This window comes from Comamonas sp. FUJ_7 (assembly GCF_057369555.1).
Genome location: NZ_JBXXZI010000001.1, coordinates 659734 through 676924, shown reverse-complemented (window position 1 = coordinate 676924; position 17191 = coordinate 659734). Strand labels below are relative to the sequence as shown.

The 17191-nt window shown below is 58.4% G+C and carries 17 protein-coding genes; 10 read left to right on the top strand and 7 right to left on the bottom strand.

The genetic code is table 11. The features are described 5' to 3' along the window. The first annotated feature begins 9 nt into the window (after window positions 1–9). Entirely contained in the window at window positions 10–1206 is a 1197-nt protein-coding gene (locus tag AC2I9W_RS03075; protein WP_486408562.1) for a cytochrome-c peroxidase, read from the top strand. 96 nt (window positions 1207–1302) lie between these two features. On the opposite strand, the gene upp is transcribed toward AC2I9W_RS03075, so the two are convergent. The 4 genes from upp to AC2I9W_RS03055 all read right to left on the bottom strand — a co-directional run bounded on the left by upp (window position 1303) and on the right by AC2I9W_RS03055 (window position 5804). Next, entirely contained in the window at window positions 1303–1935 is a 633-nt protein-coding gene (gene upp / locus AC2I9W_RS03070; protein WP_003062768.1) for a uracil phosphoribosyltransferase, read from the bottom strand. 113 nt (window positions 1936–2048) lie between these two features. After that, window positions 2049–3032, bottom strand: a complete 984-nt coding sequence (locus AC2I9W_RS03065; protein ID WP_486408561.1) for a threo-3-hydroxy-L-aspartate ammonia-lyase — start codon at window positions 3030–3032, stop codon at window positions 2049–2051. A 195-nt stretch (window positions 3033–3227) separates the two neighbouring features. Next, window positions 3228–4079, bottom strand: a complete 852-nt coding sequence (locus AC2I9W_RS03060) for an enoyl-CoA hydratase-related protein (RefSeq protein ID WP_486408560.1) — start codon at window positions 4077–4079, stop codon at window positions 3228–3230. A gap of 198 nt (window positions 4080–4277) precedes the next feature. After that, window positions 4278–5804 carry a helicase HerA-like C-terminal domain-containing protein gene (locus AC2I9W_RS03055; RefSeq protein ID WP_486408559.1) on the bottom strand — a complete coding sequence of 509 codons (1527 nt, stop codon included), beginning with the start codon at window positions 5802–5804 and terminating at the stop codon, window positions 4278–4280. 81 nt (window positions 5805–5885) lie between these two features. Here AC2I9W_RS03055 and AC2I9W_RS03050 point away from each other — a divergent pair, with 81 nt between their 5' ends. The 8 genes from AC2I9W_RS03050 to AC2I9W_RS03015 all read left to right on the top strand — a co-directional run bounded on the left by AC2I9W_RS03050 (window position 5886) and on the right by AC2I9W_RS03015 (window position 13545). Beyond that, the gene (locus AC2I9W_RS03050) at window positions 5886–6605 is read left to right on the top strand and encodes a YebC/PmpR family DNA-binding transcriptional regulator (protein WP_486408558.1); all 720 of its coding nucleotides are present in this window, start codon (window positions 5886–5888) and stop codon (window positions 6603–6605) included. Beyond that, window positions 6602–7894 (top strand): phosphoribosylamine--glycine ligase, encoded by a 1293-nt coding sequence (gene purD / locus AC2I9W_RS03045; protein WP_486408557.1) that lies wholly within the window; start codon window positions 6602–6604, stop codon window positions 7892–7894. Before AC2I9W_RS03050 ends, purD begins: the two co-directional genes overlap by 4 nt. After that, window positions 7894–8847, top strand: coding sequence for an oxygen-dependent coproporphyrinogen oxidase (gene hemF / locus AC2I9W_RS03040; RefSeq protein ID WP_486408556.1), 954 nt, complete (start codon window positions 7894–7896; stop codon window positions 8845–8847). The genes purD and hemF overlap by 1 nt, the downstream gene beginning before the upstream one ends. Window positions 8848–9079: 232 nt before the next feature. Next, window positions 9080–9760 (top strand): ribosome silencing factor, encoded by a 681-nt coding sequence (rsfS, locus tag AC2I9W_RS03035; protein ID WP_486408555.1) that lies wholly within the window; start codon window positions 9080–9082, stop codon window positions 9758–9760. Next, complete coding sequence (gene rlmH, locus AC2I9W_RS03030; RefSeq protein ID WP_486408554.1) at window positions 9761–10228, top strand: 23S rRNA (pseudouridine(1915)-N(3))-methyltransferase RlmH; 468 nt, start codon at window positions 9761–9763, stop codon at window positions 10226–10228. 110 nt (window positions 10229–10338) lie between these two features. Beyond that, on the top strand, window positions 10339–10953 hold the full coding sequence (locus AC2I9W_RS03025) for a Maf family protein (protein WP_486408553.1): 615 nt from the start codon (window positions 10339–10341) through the stop codon (window positions 10951–10953). Between the two features lie 168 nt (window positions 10954–11121). After that, the gene (gene rng / locus AC2I9W_RS03020; protein ID WP_486408552.1) at window positions 11122–12609 is read left to right on the top strand and encodes a ribonuclease G; all 1488 of its coding nucleotides are present in this window, start codon (window positions 11122–11124) and stop codon (window positions 12607–12609) included. A gap of 537 nt (window positions 12610–13146) precedes the next feature. Next, window positions 13147–13545 carry a hypothetical protein gene (locus AC2I9W_RS03015; protein WP_486408551.1) on the top strand — a complete coding sequence of 133 codons (399 nt, stop codon included), beginning with the start codon at window positions 13147–13149 and terminating at the stop codon, window positions 13543–13545. A gap of 56 nt (window positions 13546–13601) precedes the next feature. On the opposite strand, the gene AC2I9W_RS03010 is transcribed toward AC2I9W_RS03015, so the two are convergent. Both AC2I9W_RS03010 and lexA read right to left on the bottom strand, forming a co-directional pair. Continuing rightward, the gene (locus AC2I9W_RS03010) at window positions 13602–14027 is read right to left on the bottom strand and encodes a hypothetical protein (protein ID WP_486408550.1); all 426 of its coding nucleotides are present in this window, start codon (window positions 14025–14027) and stop codon (window positions 13602–13604) included. A gap of 185 nt (window positions 14028–14212) precedes the next feature. Beyond that, complete coding sequence (lexA, locus tag AC2I9W_RS03005; RefSeq protein WP_486408549.1) at window positions 14213–14884, bottom strand: transcriptional repressor LexA; 672 nt, start codon at window positions 14882–14884, stop codon at window positions 14213–14215. Window positions 14885–14966: 82 nt separating this feature from the next. Here lexA and AC2I9W_RS03000 point away from each other — a divergent pair, with 82 nt between their 5' ends. After that, a complete protein-coding gene (locus tag AC2I9W_RS03000) occupies window positions 14967–15959 on the top strand; it encodes an asparaginase (RefSeq protein ID WP_486408548.1) in 993 nt (330 codons plus the stop codon). 223 nt (window positions 15960–16182) lie between these two features. On the opposite strand, the gene adk is transcribed toward AC2I9W_RS03000, so the two are convergent. Then, window positions 16183–16839, bottom strand: a complete 657-nt coding sequence (adk, locus tag AC2I9W_RS02995) for an adenylate kinase (protein ID WP_003054002.1) — start codon at window positions 16837–16839, stop codon at window positions 16183–16185. Window positions 16840–17191 lie beyond the last annotated feature (352 nt).

The following is a 17191-nucleotide window of genomic DNA, read 5'->3' as shown; positions in this document are numbered from 1 at the left end:
CTCCACACCATGAAAAACCGTCTAGCCAAGAGACTGCTTGCCAGCGGCTTGATGCTGCTCGGACTGTCTGGCGCCATGGCGCAAAACACCTCGATCGAAACCAACGCCACCACAAGGCTGGCGCAGGGGCGCAGCCCGGACAGTGCAGTGGGACGATTGCTCAATCCCGTCAACAACAGCGCTTTTGAATGTGGCACGCAGACCGGCTGGGATGCGGCTTGCCTGCGCCAGCGCTATCAGGGCCAGCCGTCGCAATGGCCGATCCCAGTGGTGGATGCGGGCAAGCAATGGGTGGAGCTATCCCCTGTGCCCGCCGTTCAGCCGCCCGTCAATGCCAAGGAAAAAGCCAAACTGGAGTTGGGGGCGGCGCTGTTCTTTGATGCCGGCCTGTCGCGCAAGGGAGAGGTGTCTTGTGCCAGCTGTCATCAGTCGGGCAAGTCCTTCAGCGATGGGCGGGCACAGGCAGTGGGTGAAGACCGGCTCATGGGGCGTCGCCGTGCCCAGACGCTGTTTGCTGCGCCGTTTGCCACGCAGCTGTTCTGGGATGGCCGGGCGGCATCGCTGGAGGAACAGGCCAAAGGCTCCATCACCAATCCTTTTGAGATGAACAACACGCTGGCCGAAGCCGTGCGCCATGTGAATGCGCAGCCCGGTTATCGCCAGCTGGCGCGGCAGGTCTGGGGCCATGAAAAGCTCAGCGAAGACGAGATGGTGCATGCGATTGCCACTTTTGTACGCACCGTGCGCCCGCCGCAGACCGTGGCCGATGGCGTGATTGCTGGCCAGCCACAGCAGCTGACCGATCAGCAGCAACTGGGCCTGCACCTGTTTCGCACCAAGGCGCGCTGCATGAACTGTCATAGTGGTCCGCTGCTGACGGACAACGCGTTTCACGATCTGGGTCTGTCTTTCTACAACCGCCGCAATCAGGACCTGGGCCGCTTTGAGGCCACGCGCGACAAGGCCGATTTGGGCAAGTTCCGCACGCCCAGCCTGCGCGGCGTCAGCCATGCCGGGCCGTGGATGCATAACGGCATGTTTGCCGACCTGCCGGGGTTGATGCGCTTGTATAACGCTGGCATGGGCGTGGTGGGGGGCGATGCTGAAAAAGATCCCTATGTACCCGCCAAGTCGCCCCATATCAAGCCTCTGGATTTGAATGCTGAGGAGATAGATGCGCTGGTGGAGTGGCTGAAAGTTTTATAGCAGCCAGCGCTTGATACATATGCGTCTGAGGCCATTTTGATCTAAAAAAAGCCCCTGCAGCTTGCGCTGGCAGGGGCTTTTGGGGAAGTGGCTGGCTTACTTGGTGCCGAAGATACGGTCGCCAGCATCACCCAGTCCGGGCAGGATGTAGCCGTGGCTGTCCAGCTCGCGATCCACGGCGGCGGTGTAGATGTCCACATCGGGGTGGGCGGCTTGCATGGTCTTGACGCCTTCGGGGGCGGCCAGCAAGCACATGAACTTGATGGACTTGGGCGCGCTCTTGTCCTTGAGCTGCTGCACGGCGGCCACGGCGGAGTTGCCGGTGGCTAGCATGGGGTCGACCACGATCACGTCGCGCTCACCCATGTTCTCGGGCATCTTGTAGTAGTACTCGACGGGCTTGAGCGTCTCGGGGTCGCGGAACAGGCCGATGTGGCCGATGCGGGCACCGGGCACCACGTTGAGCATGCCGTCCAGAAAGCCGTTGCCTGCGCGCAGGATGGAGACCAGGGCCAGCTTCTTGCCGTCAATGACCTTGCCCATGGTCTTTTCCATGGGCGTTTCGATCTCGACGTCCTGCAGCGGGAAGTCGCGTGTCAGCTCATAGGCCATCAGCGTGGACAGCTCGCCCAGCATGCGGCGAAAGCTGTTGGTGCTGGCTTCCTTGCGGCGCATCAGGGTGAGTTTGTGTTGGACCAGCGGGTGGTCGATCAAATGCAAAGTGCTCATGTTCTTGGTCTTTGTGTTGAAGGCAGGCCTGGCCGCTTGTGGCAGGCCATGCTTGCAGAAATAGAGGGGTTAACCAGATGCGGCATAACTCGCAACTGGCATTATTTTCGCTGTCACTCGGACAGAAGGTTGGCAAAACGCGCTAAATCCACATTGCCACCGCTGATCACAATGCCTACGCGCTTGCCCTGCAGGGGCAGACCCCCGTGAATGGCTGCGGCCAGCGAGAGTGCGCCCGTGGGCTCGACCACGATTTTCATGCGTTCGGCATAAAAGCGCATGGACTCAATCAATTGCTCATCACTGACAGTCAAGACATCGTTGACGCGCTGCTGGATGATGGCAAAGGTGATATCGCCAGGTGCCGTGGTCTGAGCACCATCGGCAATGGTGCGTGGAGTGGCAATTTGCACAATATGGCCTGCACGCAGCGATTGCTGCACATCGTTGCCGGCTTCTGGCTCCACGCCAATCACCTGGCATTGCGGAGCAAGTGCATTCGCTGCCAGCAGGCTGCCGGAGAGCAGGCCACCGCCGCCCAGGCAGACAAACAGATAGTCGAGGTCGGGGATTTCTTCTAGCAGTTCTTTGACCACGGTGCCCTGGCCCGCAATCACATCGCGGTGGTTGTAGGGCGGGATCAGCGTCATGCCGCGTTCGCGGGCCAGCTTGGCGGCAATGGCTTCGCGGTCTTCGGTAAAGCGGTTGTAGGTGACGACCTGTGCGCCATAGCCGCGCGTCGCGGCGATCTTGGAGGCGGGGGCGTCTTCGGGCATGACGATCAGAGCCGGCATGTCCAGCTGCTGCGCCGCTTGGGCGATGGCCTGGGCATGGTTGCCCGAGGAAAACGCCAGCGCGCCGCCTTTGCGTTGCTCAGCGGTGAACTGGGACAGGGCGTTGTAGGCGCCGCGAAACTTGAAGGCGCCGATGCGCTGCAGGTTTTCGCACTTGAAGAACAGCCTTGCGCCCAGCTGTTCATCCATGGTGCGGCTGCTGAGTACCGGCGTGCGGTGGGCTACGCCTTGAAGGCGCTGGGCCGCGGCGACAACGTCACCATAAGTCGGCAGGACGGCATGGGGTGTGTGGGCAGCACTCATGGCAAAACAGGCTGTGAAAGAGACTGAATCCATGATAACGGGCCATCGTCCAGCTCGACATAAAGCGACGTGCTTTGGGCGACTGGAGTTTCGAGGGGCTCGGGTGAAGCCTCGAAGAGAAAGAGAAAAATGAATAAAAAAGGCATCCAGCCCTTTATAGGCAAGCGCGTGTAGCTATGAAATCAGAAGTTTCCATCAGTCTTTGTCTGCCGCTGGCGCAAAGGCCTGCAGCGGCTCCAGCGGTGGAAAGTCGCCGCTTCGACGGGCCTGCATGGCTGTGACGGCCTCCATCACATGACGGTTGCTCCAGATGCCGCTTTGCAGCCAGCCCATTTGCTGCAGGGAGTCACTCACGCTGTGATCGCGTGCGTAGTTCAGAGCCTGCTTGCTGCCCCAGATGGCCACAGGCGGCTTGGCTGCAATTTCACGCGCGCAGGCCAGCGCTGCGGTGACGGCGGCTTCGTGGCTGTCATAGACGGCATTGAGCAGGCCGTGGCTGGCCGCCTCCTGCGCGCTCATGCGCCGGCCGGTATAAGCCAGTTCCTTGACGATGCCCAGTGGCATGAGTTTGGGCAGGCGCTGCAGGCTGCCCAGGTCGGCTGTCATGCCGATATTGATTTCCTGAATGCAGAAAAACGCCTCGGCGCTGGCATAGCGTATGCAGGCCGTGGCGATCAAATCCAGCCCGCCCCCGACGCAGCCGCCCTGAATGGTGCAGATCACAGGCATGCGCAGGGCTTCGATTTTGTTGAACGTGGCTTGCAACTGCGCCAGTGTGTCGATGAGGGCGGCCCGCCCTTCGGGGGTGCGGTCGTTGGGGGCAAAGCTGGGATCGGCAAAGGTGTCCAGTGCCATGCCCGCACAGAAATGCTTGCCCGTGCTGCTGATGACCAGAGCACGGGCAGTGCCGCTGCGGTGAAGCTCATCCAGCACGGCGTCCAGCTCCTGCCAGAACCTGGGGTTCAGGGTGTTGAAGGCGTCGGGGCGATTGAGCACCAGATGGGCAATGTCATCGCTTTGCTCCAGCCGAAAGCAACTCAGCTTCATGGCGGGCAAAGCATCGTCCGATGTGGCGCAGGGGGTAGAGGTGTGGGGGCTGGATGGTGTGTGCGACATGGCACAGATGGTGGCCCGGTGCTGTGATGGATGGAAGTCCTCGGTGTGACTGGGCTTCCCGGTAATTTCCCCAGTTTTTAATGAAAAAGGCCTGCAACGCAGGCCTGTCAAGCGCAAGTAGCTATGAATTTAGCGCTTCTTGTTGCCCAGAATACCACCCAGCACGCCGCGCAGAATTTCCTTGCCCAGGTTGTTGCCCATGGTGCGCATGGTGGACTTGGCCATGGTCTGTACCAGACCGTCATGCTGGCCGCCGCGCGGGCCGGTGCGGCCGAACAGCAGCTCTTTGAGCCCATCCATCATGGAGTCCGAAGTGCTGGCTTGCTGCGCCGCACCGGCCGCCGCTGGCGCTTCGCCGGGCTTGGCGGGAGTGGCGCTGCCAGCCCGGTCGCGCAATAGCTCGAAGGCGGATTCGCGATCCACCGCTTCTTCATAGACGCCTGCGACCAGAGAGTCGCTGATCAGGGCCTTGCGCTGGTCGGGCGTGATGGGCCCGAGCTGGCTGCCGGGCGGGATGACAAACACGCGCTCGGTCACGCTGGGGCGGCCTTTTTCGTCGAGGAAGCTGATCAGCGCCTCGCCCACGGCCAGCTCGGTAATGGCCGCGGCAATATCCAGGCCGGGGTTGGGGCGCATGGTGGAGGCCGCAGAGGCCACGGCCTTCTGGTCGCGCGGAGTAAAGGCGCGCAGTGCGTGCTGCACGCGGTTGCCCAGCTGGCCTAGCACGCTGTCGGGCACGTCCAGCGGGTTCTGGGTGACGAAATACACGCCCACTCCCTTGGAACGCACCAGTCGCACGACCAGCTCGATGCGCTCAATCAGAACCTTGGGGGCGTCGTTGAACAGCAGGTGGGCCTCGTCAAAGAAAAACACCAGCTTGGGCTTTTCAGGGTCGCCAATTTCGGGCAGTTGCTCGAACAGCTCGGACAGCAGCCAGAGCAAAAAGGTCGAATACAGGCGCGGCGCATTCATTAGCTTGTCGGCGGCCAGCACATTGATCACGCCCATGCCGTTGGCGCCGGTCTGCATCAAATCGTTGATGTCGAGCATGGGCTCGCCAAAGAATTGGTCGCCCCCCTGGCTTTCAATGGTCAGCAGGCCGCGCTGTATGGCGCCCACGCTGGCGGCGCTGATGTTGCCGTATTGGGTGGTGAACTGCTTGGCGTTGTCGCCCACAAAGGTGAGCATGGCGCGCAGGTCTTTGAGGTCCAGCAGCAGCATGCCGTTGTCATCGGCAATCTTGAAGACCAGTGTGAGCACGCCCATCTGCGTGTCGTTGAGGTTCAGCATGCGGCCGATGAGCAGTGGCCCCATGTCCGAAATGGTGGCGCGCACAGGATGACCTTGCTCGCCAAACACGTCCCACAGCGTGGTCGGGCATGCTAGGGGCTCTGGCAGCTCAATACCTCTATCCTTGAGCGAAGCGGCGAGTTTGTCGCCGATTTTTCCGCTTTGACTGATACCGCTCAAGTCGCCTTTGACGTCGGCCATGAAAACAGGTACGCCAATTTGTGAGAAGCTCTCAGCCAGTTTTTGCAGGGTGACGGTTTTGCCGGTGCCTGTCGCTCCGGTGATCAGGCCATGCCGATTGGCCAGTCCGGGCAGCAGGGCACATTCTGTGGCAGAGTGCTGGGCAATCAATAAGGGTGAAGCCATTTCGGGTTTCCTCTGAGGGGGGCTTACAGTCAAAAGTAAAATCTCACCCGCTAGGTTAAATCAAATATCAAAGGATTCCCTGTGGCAGGACACAGCAAATGGGCCAACATCCAGCACCGCAAGGGTCGCCAGGATGAAAAGCGCGGCCGTATCTGGACCCGCATCATTCGTGAAATCATGGTGGCAGCCCGTCAGGGCGGCGGTGATCTGACGGCCAACCCACGTCTGCGACTGGCAGTGGACAAGGCCAAGGCGGCCAACATGCCGGCCGACAATATCAAGCGCAATATCGACAAGGCCACCGGCAATCTCGATGGCGTGACCTACGAAGAAATTCGCTACGAAGGCTATGGCATCGGCGGCGCTGCCATCATCGTCGACACAATGACGGACAATCGCGTACGTACGGTGGCCGAGGTTCGCCATGCTTTCAGCAAGCATGGCGGCAATATGGGCACCGAAGGCTCGGTGGCTTTCCAGTTCAAGAACGTGGGGCAGATTCTGTTTGCTCCAGGCACGGACGAGGAAAAAGTCATGGAGATTGCCCTGGAAGCTGGCGCCGATGACGTGATTACCGATGAAGAGGGTGGCATTGAAGTGCTGACCGCACCGGGCGACTTTGAAGCCGTGCGTGATGCACTGCAGGCGGCAGGCCTGACGCCTGATATGGCCGAAGTGACCATGCGCCCTGAAAACACCATCGCTCTTGAAGGCGACGACGCAGCTCGCATGCAGAAGCTGCTGGACATGATTGAAGACTTGGATGACGTTCAGGACGTCTACCACAACGCAGACCTATGAAAATTCTTGTGATTGGCGGCGGTGGCCGTGAGCACGCTCTGGCGTGGAAATTGGCCGAATCGCCCAAGGCGACCAAGGTGTATGTGGCTCCCGGCAACGGTGGTACAGCCCTGGCTGGCGGCAAGCTGGAGAACCTCAACATCACCGATGTGAAGGCTCTGCGCGAATGGGCTCAGGCCGAAAAGATCGCTGTGACCGTGGTGGGCCCGGAAGCTCCCCTGGCTGCCGGCGTGGTCGATGAGTTCCGTGCCCATGGCCTGAAGATTTTTGGCCCGACCAAGCAAGCTGCCCAGCTGGAGTCGTCCAAGGCGTTCTCCAAGGACTTCATGGCACGCCATGGCATTCCTACGGCGCAGTACGAAACCTTTACCGATCCCGTCGCCGCACACGCTTATGTGGATCGGCTGGGGGCACCCATCGTCGTCAAGGCCGACGGCCTGGCTGCCGGCAAGGGCGTGGTCGTGGCCATGTCGTTGCAGGAAGCTCACGATGCCGTGGACTTCATGCTGGTGGACAACAAATACGGCGTGACCCACAACGAAGGTGGTGCGCGTGTGGTGATCGAGGAGTTCCTCGATGGCGAAGAGGCCAGCTTCATCGTGCTGTGCGACGGCAAGAGCGCGCTGGCGCTGGCTACCAGCCAGGATCACAAGCGCCTCAAGGATGATGACCAGGGACCCAATACAGGTGGCATGGGTGCTTACTCGCCCGCTCCTGTGGTGACGGCCGATGTGCATCACCGCGCTATGCGCGAGATCATTCTGCCCACCATCCGTGGCATGGAAAAAGACGGCATCACCTACACCGGCTTCCTGTATGCGGGTTTGATGATCGACAAGGCCGGCCAGTTGAAGACGCTGGAGTTCAACTGCCGCATGGGTGATCCCGAGACCCAGCCCATCATGATGCGCCTCAAGAGCGATCTGGTCGATGTGATGCTGGCAGCCACTGAAGGCAAGCTCGATCAACTGGAGCTGCAGTGGGATCGCCGCACCGCTCTGGGTGTGGTCATGGCCGCTGCCGGCTACCCAGAAGCGCCCCGCAAGGGTGATGTCATCACCGGCCTGCCTGCAGCAGCCGACGATGCGATGGTCTTCCACGCTGGAACCCAGCTGAATGACGAAGGTCTGCCCGTGACCAGCGGTGGTCGCGTGCTGTGCGTGACTGGCTTGGCCGATAGCGTCAAGCAGGCGCAGCAGAAGGTGTATGCCGTGGCTCGCAGCATCCATTTCGATGGCGCTCAGTACCGCCGCGACATTGGCTTCCGTGCCGTGAAGAAGGCTGACTGATGACGCAGAACTCCTCAACTTCCGTGGCTGACCAGTTGCCTGCGACCGAGGTTCGTGAGTACCTGATGGGACTGCAGGCCCGAATCACCGAAGCGCTGGAAGCGATTGAAGGTGAGGAGGGTGTACGCTTTCTGGCCGATGCCTGGCACAAGGCTCCCGGCGAGAAGCTGCAGGGTGACGGCATCACCAAGATCATGGAAGGTGGTCGTGTGTTTGAGCGCGCAGGCTGTGGCTTTTCGCATGTGCGCGGGCCGCAATTGCCTCCCTCGGCCACCCAGCACCGCCCTGAGCTGGCGGGTGCTCCGTTTGAAGCCATGGGGGTGTCGCTTGTGTTTCACCCGCGCAATCCCATGGTGCCCACGGTGCACATGAATGTGCGCATGATCTCGGCAGGCCATGAAGGCCAGCCCAAGACTTGCTGGTTTGGCGGCGGCATGGATTTGACGCCGGTCTACGGCTTTGAAGAAGATGCCGTGCACTTCCACCAGACCTGCCGCGATGCGCTGGCTCCATTTGGCGATCAGCTCTATCCGCGCTTCAAGACCTGGTGTGATGAGTATTTCTACCTCAAGCACCGAGATGAACAGCGCGGCATTGGCGGCATCTTCTTTGATGACTTCAGCGAGCTGGGGCAGCAAGGCAGTTTTGCCATGCTGCAGTCGGTAGGCGATGCCTTCCTCAAGTCTTATCTGCCCATCGTGGAGCGCCGCAAAGATGCGCAGTACACGCAGCAGCAGGTGGACTTTCAGCGCTACCGCCGTGGCCGCTATGTGGAGTTCAATCTGGTCTGGGACCGTGGCACGCATTTTGGCCTGCAGTCCGGTGGCCGTACCGAGTCCATCTTGCTGTCCATGCCACCCCATGCGGACTGGAGCTATCAGCGGGAAGATGCGCCAGGAACTCCTGAGCGCGAGTTGCTCGACAAGTTCCTGATCCGCCGCGATTGGCTGTAAGGCGACAAATCCTTGCTGATTGCGTGCATAAAGCCCTGTCAGCAAGGAAATCTCTAGAAAACTATAATTTCCATAGCTGGATGCGCAATCAACAATTGGCGCATCAACCTTTTTCAATGCGTGAAAAGCTCAGGTCTTGTACGGACCGTACGCTTACGCTAACCCAGCCCTGATACGGGCGTGGTGCGGCACACGCTATATTGATCCCATCATTTACTGATCCCATCGCCTGATGACCACCTCCACCAAATCGGATTCCGCAGCCAAGCGCGACGTCACCAAACTTCAGCGAGCCATTGTTGACGGTCTCGAAGACGTTAAGGCCCACGACATCCAGGTGTTCAACACCGAAGCGCTGTCCCCGCTGTTCGAGCGCGTGATCGTGGCCTCCGGTACCTCCAACCGCCAGACCAAGGCGCTGGCCTCCAGCGTGCGCGAAGCCGTCAAGGAAGCAGGCTTTCCCGTGCCCCGCCAGGAAGGTGAGCAAAACGGCGAATGGATCATCGTGGACTGCGGCTCGGCCGTCTGCCACATCATGCAGCCCGCCATTCGCCAGTACTACCGCCTGGAAGAAATCTGGGGCGAGACACCTGTGCGCATGAAGCTGGGTGCAGCCAAGCCCAAGCCCGCTGAGCTGGCTGCCAAGAAGCTGGCCGCCAAGATGGCGGTGGAAAAGGCTGCTGCAGAAAACACAGTGGTCGAGAAAAAAACTGTCGCCAAGAAGGCCGCAGCCAAGAAGCCAGCCACCAAGACTGCAACAGCGGCTGCCAAGCCCGCAGCCAAGAAGCCCGCTGCAAAGTCTGCTGCTGCCAAGTCTGTGAAGACCGTGGTGGTCAAGCCCAGCACACCCCGTACCGCCAAGACCGCTGCGACCAAGCCCGCTGCCAAGCGTGCACCCCGCGCCAAGGCGTAAATGAAGTTGACCATCGTGGCCGTAGGTCTGCATGTGCCCGATTGGGCACAGACGGCCTACGACGATTACGCCAAGCGCTTTCCGCCCGAACTCAAGGTCGAACTCAAGGCCGTCAAGACCGAGCCACGTGGCTCCAAGACGCTGGAGACCTTGTATGCCGCAGAGCGCAAGCGCATCGAGGCGGCCATTCCTCGCGGCACCCGTATCGTGGTGCTGGATGAGCGTGGAGCCAATCTGACCACCAAGGCGCTGGCCCAGCGCCTCAAGGGCTGGCAGCTGGAAAGCGATGATGTAGCCTTGGTCATTGGGGGGCCCGATGGGCTGGACCCTACGTTCAAGGCCGCTGCGCATGATCGCATTCGCCTATCTGACCTGACCTTGCCGCACGCCATGGTGCGTGTGCTGCTGATTGAGCAGTTGTATCGTGCCTGGTCGGTTAATGCCGGCCACCCCTATCACCGTGAGTGATTCACTGCAAGGCGGCGTAGCGTGCAATTTTGCGTGCTGCGTGATACTATGATTTTGATAGCCGTTTGCGCTTGGTACATAAGCGCTAACGGCCTTTTTCATTCAAAGTCATGACGCCCTTTATCTACCTCGCATCCCAAAGTCCTCGCCGTCGTCAGCTGCTGGAGCAGTTGGGGGTGGCGCATGAGTTACTGCTGCCTAATGCAGCGGGTGATATTGCCGAGGATGCCGAAGCCATAGAGGCAGAGCGCAAAGGTGAAGCCCCGCGTGACTATGTGCAGCGCGTGACAGAAGGCAAACTTGAGGCCGCCGTGGCGCGCCATGCACGTCGCGGGTTGGCAGCTGCCCCCATTCTGTGCTCCGACACTACGGTTGCACTGGGTACGCAGATTCTGGGTAAGCCTGAGGACGAGGCGGATGCGCGCCGCATTCTGCGCTTGCTTTCGGGCACGGAGCATGAGGTGTTGACTGCCATCGCGATGCAAAGTGGAGCTCAGCGTCTACAGGCCTTGTGTGTCTCGACAGTTCACTTTGCACCCATGAGCGAAGCTCAGATTGATGCCTATGTGGCGTCTGGTGAGCCCATGGGCAAGGCTGGTGCCTATGGCATACAGGGCAGGGCGGCAGCACATATTGCAGAAATTCGCGGCAGCTATTCAGCCATCATGGGATTGCCGGTCTATGAAACTGCCCAGTTGCTGCGCCAGCTGGGCTGGTCACTCTGAGGCCTAGCCAAGACCTGGTACATAACAAGGCTCCTGAACTCAGCGCAGGTTTGGGACTCCAACCCGCTAGGGCATGCTTAACATGCTGGCCGTCTTGCGTCTGCCATGTGGGCGTCGCACACTGGGTGCAGCCGAATTGCAAGACCTATAAAGAAAGAACGACAGTCAATGCAGCAAGATATTTTGATCAACTGGTCGCCTCAGGAAACGCGGGTGGCGATCGTCGAAAACGGAGCGGTGCAGGAATTGCACATGGAGCGCCCGTTGGAGCGTGGGCTGGTGGGCAATATTTACCTAGGCAAGGTCTCGCGTGTGCTCCCCGGCATGCAGTCGGCTTTCATCGATATTGGTTTGGAACGCGCAGCCTTCTTGCATGTGGCCGATGTGTGGCAGCGTCAGGACAATGGCGAAGCCCCCATGTTTGCGCGCAAGGATCAGCCTCTGGTTCCTATCGAAAAACAGGTGTTTGAAGGCCAGTCCATCATGGTGCAGGTCATCAAGGACCCCATAGGCACCAAGGGTGCACGCCTTTCCACGCAGATCAGTGTGGCCGGGCGATTGCTGGTGTTCTTGCCGCAGGACGACCATATCGGTATCTCCCAGAAGATTCCACAAAACGAACGCGATGCCTTGCGCGCACGCCTGCAGGAGCTGGTGGGAACCAAGGAAAGCGGCGGCGGTGGTGGCTTTATTTTGCGCACCAATGGTGAAGAATCCAGCGACGCTGAGTTGGCCGACGACATTCGCTATCTGCGCAAGACCTGGGCGCGCATCAAGGATGCTGCACAAAAGCTGCCCGCCATGTCCGTGCTGCATCAGGACCTGAATCTGCTGCAGCGCGTGCTGCGGGATCTGGTGGGCGAGAACACCCAAAGCATTCGCATTGACTCCAAGGAGCAGTTTGCTCTGCTCAAGACTTTCGGCCAGGAATACATGCCTGCCGCCGTGCCCAAGCTGGCCTTGTACAAGGGTGAGCGACCCATCTTCGACCTCTACAGCATAGATGAGGAAATTGCCCGAGCCCTGGGGCGCAGAGTGGATTTGAAGTCTGGTGGCTACCTGATCGTCGATCAGACCGAAGCCTTGACCACGATTGACGTCAATACCGGCGGTTATGTCGGTGCGCGCAATTTCGATGAGACTATTTTCAAGACGAATCTGGAAGCCGCACATGCCATTGCGCGTCAGCTGAGACTGCGCAATCTGGGGGGCATCGTCATCGTGGACTTTATCGACATGGTGCGGGAAGACCACCAGAGCGAGGTGCTCTCCGAGTTCCGCCGCCAACTGGCCCGCGACCGCGTCAAAACCATGGCCGGAGGCTTCTCGCAGCTGGGCCTGGTGGAGATGACGCGCAAGCGCACGCGCGAGTCTCTTGCCCAGATGCTGTGCGAGCCTTGCGCAGCTTGCTCCGGCAAAGGCAATGTCAAGACGGCACGCAGCATTTGCTATGAAGTGCTTAGAGAAATCTTGCGCGAGGCGCGTCAGTTCAACCCCCACGAGTTCCGCGTCGTCGCATCGCCCAAGGTGGTGGAGATGTTCCTTGACGAGGAAAGCCAACACCTGGCCAGCCTGTCGGACTTCATTGGCAAGCCCATCTCGCTGCAGGCCGAAACGGCGATGGCGCAGGAGCAGTACGACATCGTTTTGCTGTGAGTCAGTGGGCATCGCGATCCTGATCTGCATGATCACGTTTTAATGAGCAAGGGGAAATTCTGAAAGGAATCTCCCCTTTTTTGCATCAAAGGCTTGGTAAATGCTGAGATATGGGTCTCGGCTTGTGATTTTGAACTGCGACTGAATTGAATCAACGCCTGTAGATGAAGATGCTGAGCGAGACTAATTGGTTTTGTGCTTGCTGGCTGCAACCCGAATGGGGTCTGCAAGCGCAGAGAGTAAAGCTGAGATTGCTGGAGTTACATCAGAGGCGGACTGAGCAAACCTTTGGGTGAATGACATTGAGGCTTAGGTTAAGGGGGATCCCGTGCATCTTTTCAGGAGGCCTGTTCGCGCCTCTTTGCCAAAATTATGTCGCTGTGGCGGCTTGTAGATGGTTCTTGAACCTCGGCCTGAGGGGCAGTCATCGCAATCTGCTTCATTGGTGTCTGTTGGTAAATTGTCTGTAGGATATTTCAGCTGCTTATGTAAAAGTGTTGATCTGTTTCAGTTTCTCGCTCATTTTTTGGGGGCTACATGGTCCACGACCTGCAATACAGCTTTGCTTCGCGTTTGAATTCTTGGATCAAGCATTTGAAGGCGGCAGAGCCTTGTGAGTCACAGCAAGGTGCTTATGCACTGGTGATCGAGAATTGGGTGAGAGTTAACTCAGATATGGGAGCTCCACCGCAATTTTTGCAAGCTCTGAGGCGCAGGCGACTCTGTGAAGAACATGGCTGGCATGGGGTGGGTACCAATGTCGCGTACTGGGATCTGGATGATGTTCAATCAGTGCGGATTTACCTGCATGACGACGGCACCATCGTCGTACAGCAAATGGATGCTGACAATCTTCAGATTCTCTTCACACTACCTGGCCGCGGAGGAGCACTGAATGAGTCTTTGCTGTCTGAGAGAGGGGACTCTCTTCCCTAGGATAGGTGTCAGATCTCTTTTTCAGGGACTGTAGCCTGTGATTCAATCACGGGCTTTTAGGCTTGTGGGGCAGCTTGCTCGGCCAAAGCCATGCGCTCTAGTGCAGCACAGACATCTGCCATGCGACCAGAGATGAAAAGACATTCTGGATGCTTGCCGGGTTCATGCTGAACGATTCTTAGCGCTTTATAAGGAGTACTTTTCATCTGTGTGCTGACAGTTGCTGGCACTGCTAGCAGTTGCGAGGGGTCTCTGGAAGCTCTGGACCGCGATATGGCGCTGCTTTTGGGATCGCGACTGCGGTTGGCCCGCATAAAAGGAATGCGGTGGCGAGTGATTTTGAGGTTGGAATATTCCTTGCTGGAAGATTCGGCGGCAGAGGGAGAGGGCACCGTATTCGGCTCCAGGCTGGCGGCAAGCATAGAGGATGGGTCTTTCTGACTGGGGAGGTTGAAAGACTGAAGTGATGTGGCGAATCCCATTTGGCAACTCCTTGTGATGATCAGGATCATCGGAATGGATAAGGGCAGGACTGCATTTTTCGAAAATAGCTCCGCCCAGGGCGAAGCTCAATGGCTTCGCACCTACCTCTGGGGCTGGAGTGTTAGATTAAGAAAGGACTTCAACGCCGTACTGTTGAGCTGTCGCTGAATGGATCGCAAGGTCGTTACATGAACATGCTGTTGCGGATCAGGCCCACGGCCAAGCCTTCAATGGCAAATGGCTCTTCTGGAGCTACGTGAATGACCTTGTAGTCAGGGTTTTCAGGCAGCAGCTCAATGCCTTGAGGTGTGCGTTTGAAGCGTTTGACGGTGACATCATCTCCTAGACGGGCGACCACAATCTGTCCATTGCGCGCTTCGTGTGTCGATTGAACGGCCAGCAGGTCACCGTCCATGATGCCTGCATCCCGCATGGACATGCCGCGTACTTTGAGCAAATAGTCGGGCTTGGCGGCGAACAGGCTGGGCTCTACGGAATAGCTTTGATCGATATGTTCCTGCGCCAGAATAGGCGAGCCTGCAGCCACGCGGCCGACCAGGGGTAGTATCAGAGGAGCCATAGCCGACAACGGCAAGGCGAACCTGGTTCCGCGCGCCGCGTTGATATTGCGCACGGTCTCTGCACGTAGACGAATGCCTCGGGAGGTACCGCTGACCAGATCGATCACTCCTTTGCGGGCCAGTGCTTGCAGATGTTCTTCAGCTGCATTGGCAGACTTGAAGCCGAAGGTGCTGGCAATCTCTGCTCGTGTCGGTGGTGCGCCAGTGCGCGCGATGCTGGACTGGATGAGATCCAGTATCTGCTGCTGGCGGGCAGTGAGCTTGGGGTGGTCCATTGGCATTCCTTGATCAATCGAGGATGAGGGCTGTATTTTCATCCAGTACCTGTATTTTTAATCAGTTTGAAGAGGACTGCAAGTGGAGCGTGGCAAAAATATCGTCATATTGGGGACAGGTGGCACGATTGCAGGGGTGGCAGATCAGGCGGGGGCGAATGTTGGCTACCGAGCGGCTCAGTTGGAGGTGAGCGAATTGCTGCAGGCGGTGCCTGGTTTGCAGCGGAGTGCAAGCCAGGGTGAACTGCAGGTTGAACAGGTTGCTCAGCTCGACAGCAAGGACATGGATTACGTCACATGGCGGGCATTGGCGCGCCGTTGTGCAGAGCTGTTGGTAGATGAGGAAGTGGCCGGCATTGTCATTACCCACGGTACCGATACTCTGGAGGAAACTGCATGGTTTTTGCAATGCGTACTCCAGCCTGTGAAGCCCGTTGTACTGACATGTGCCATGCGCCCCGCCACGGCAATTTCTGCTGATGGACCCGGTAATTTGCGCGATGCGGTTGTTTGTGCTGCGGATGCGCAGGCTGCAGGTCGAGGAGTGCTGGCTGTGGTGGCTGGACGCATCTTTACAGCGCTGGAAGTGCGTAAATCTCACCCTTATAGAGTAGATGCCTTTGAAGGCATTGACTCGGGAGCGCAAGGCTGGGTGGAGGAGGGGGCTGTGCGCTGGGCGCAAGCCGTGCCCCGTCAACTTGGTTTGGAGGGGCTTCCATCCGCTCAGGCACTGCCAGAGCCGCAAGCTTGGCCTTTGGTCGAGATGCTCACTAGTCATGCTGGCTATAACCATGTGGTGGCCATGACATTGCTGAAGGCTTGGCATGCGGTTGGTGTGAGAGGTGTAGTGGTGGCTGGAACTGGCAATGGAACGGTCCATCAAGCGCTGATTCCAGCCCTGGATTGGGCGCAAGAGCAAGGCATGTTTGTGAGGCTGACCACCCGTTGTGAGCAGGGACAGGTGGTGCAGGCCGCAGGAGTGACGGATCCTCTGGTGAGTACGCTGCCTGCAGTCAAGGCCAGAATCAGTTTGATGCTGGAGCTGATGGGCTGGCCACGCACCGATAGGTGCTAGATACCGAGAACATGGTCAATGGGATCTGAGGAGATCGGTAAACACCTCTTTCAGGCTGCAGCTCAAGGCCATCAAACGGGGAGGTGTTATGTATTTTTATAACTGAGCTGCATGAGATGTGGTGCTCAGAATAAAAAAGGCTGGTGTTTCCACCAGCCTTCAGGGCAGCTTTTCTATAGTGCACTTCATATGCGGAGCGCACTATGACCGAGAGATCAAGTGTTCAGGATGCCAGCGCAGCCAGAGCACGCTCAGTGATTTCTTCCACGGAGCCAGTACCGCTGATCGCGCGGTACTTGGGGGCCGCTGCAGCGTCAGCTTTGGCCCAGTTGCTGTAGTAGTCGACCAGAGGGCGGGTCTGGTTGCTGTAGACATCCAGGCGCTTCTTGACAGTTTCTTCCTTGTCGTCTTCACGCTGAACCAGGTCTTCACCGGTCACGTCGTCCTTGCCTTCCACCTTTGGGGGGTTGAACTTGACGTGATAGGTTCGACCAGAAGCAGGGTGGCTGCGGCGGCCGCTCATGCGTTCGATGATGGCATCGAAGGGCACGTCGATCTCCAGCACATAGTCCAGCTTCACGCCGGCGGCCTTCATGGCGTCGGCCTGGGGGATGGTGCGGGGGAAGCCGTCAAACAGGAAACCCTTGGCACAGTCGGGCTGAGCAATGCGTTCCTTGACCAGATTGATGATCAGATCGTCGCTGACCAGTTGGCCTGCATCCATCACGGCCTTGGCTTGCAGACCCAGAGGAGTGCCAGCCTTGACGGCAGCGCGCAGCATGTCGCCTGTGGAGATTTGAGGGATACCGTACTTTTGGCAAATAAAGGCCGCTTGAGTGCCTTTGCCGGCGCCGGGAGCACCCAACAAAATCAGTTTCATGGAAATCCTTGAGGAGAGTAGAAATTCTTGCTGACCGAGGCAGGCGGGTGGACGCCTGTAATCCTCATGTCATATTTTTTCGCGGGCAAGGATAGCATGCACTAGACCAACAGAGCCTTACACAAGCTAGGCAAAACTGTCACAAGTGCGGCCAATTGGAGGTTGGTATCCGCTGCAAACGCGATTACTGTAGTTGTAATTCAAGTACAGGTAGTCTTACATGCGCTATTTGGACTATGCGGAAAGTATAGCTAGCAGCCCTTATCTGTATTGGGTCTAGGCTTTTTTAGACTGAGCGGTTAGAGGAATTAAGCTGATAAAGGAATTAGCGGCAGAAACTTGCAAGGTATTG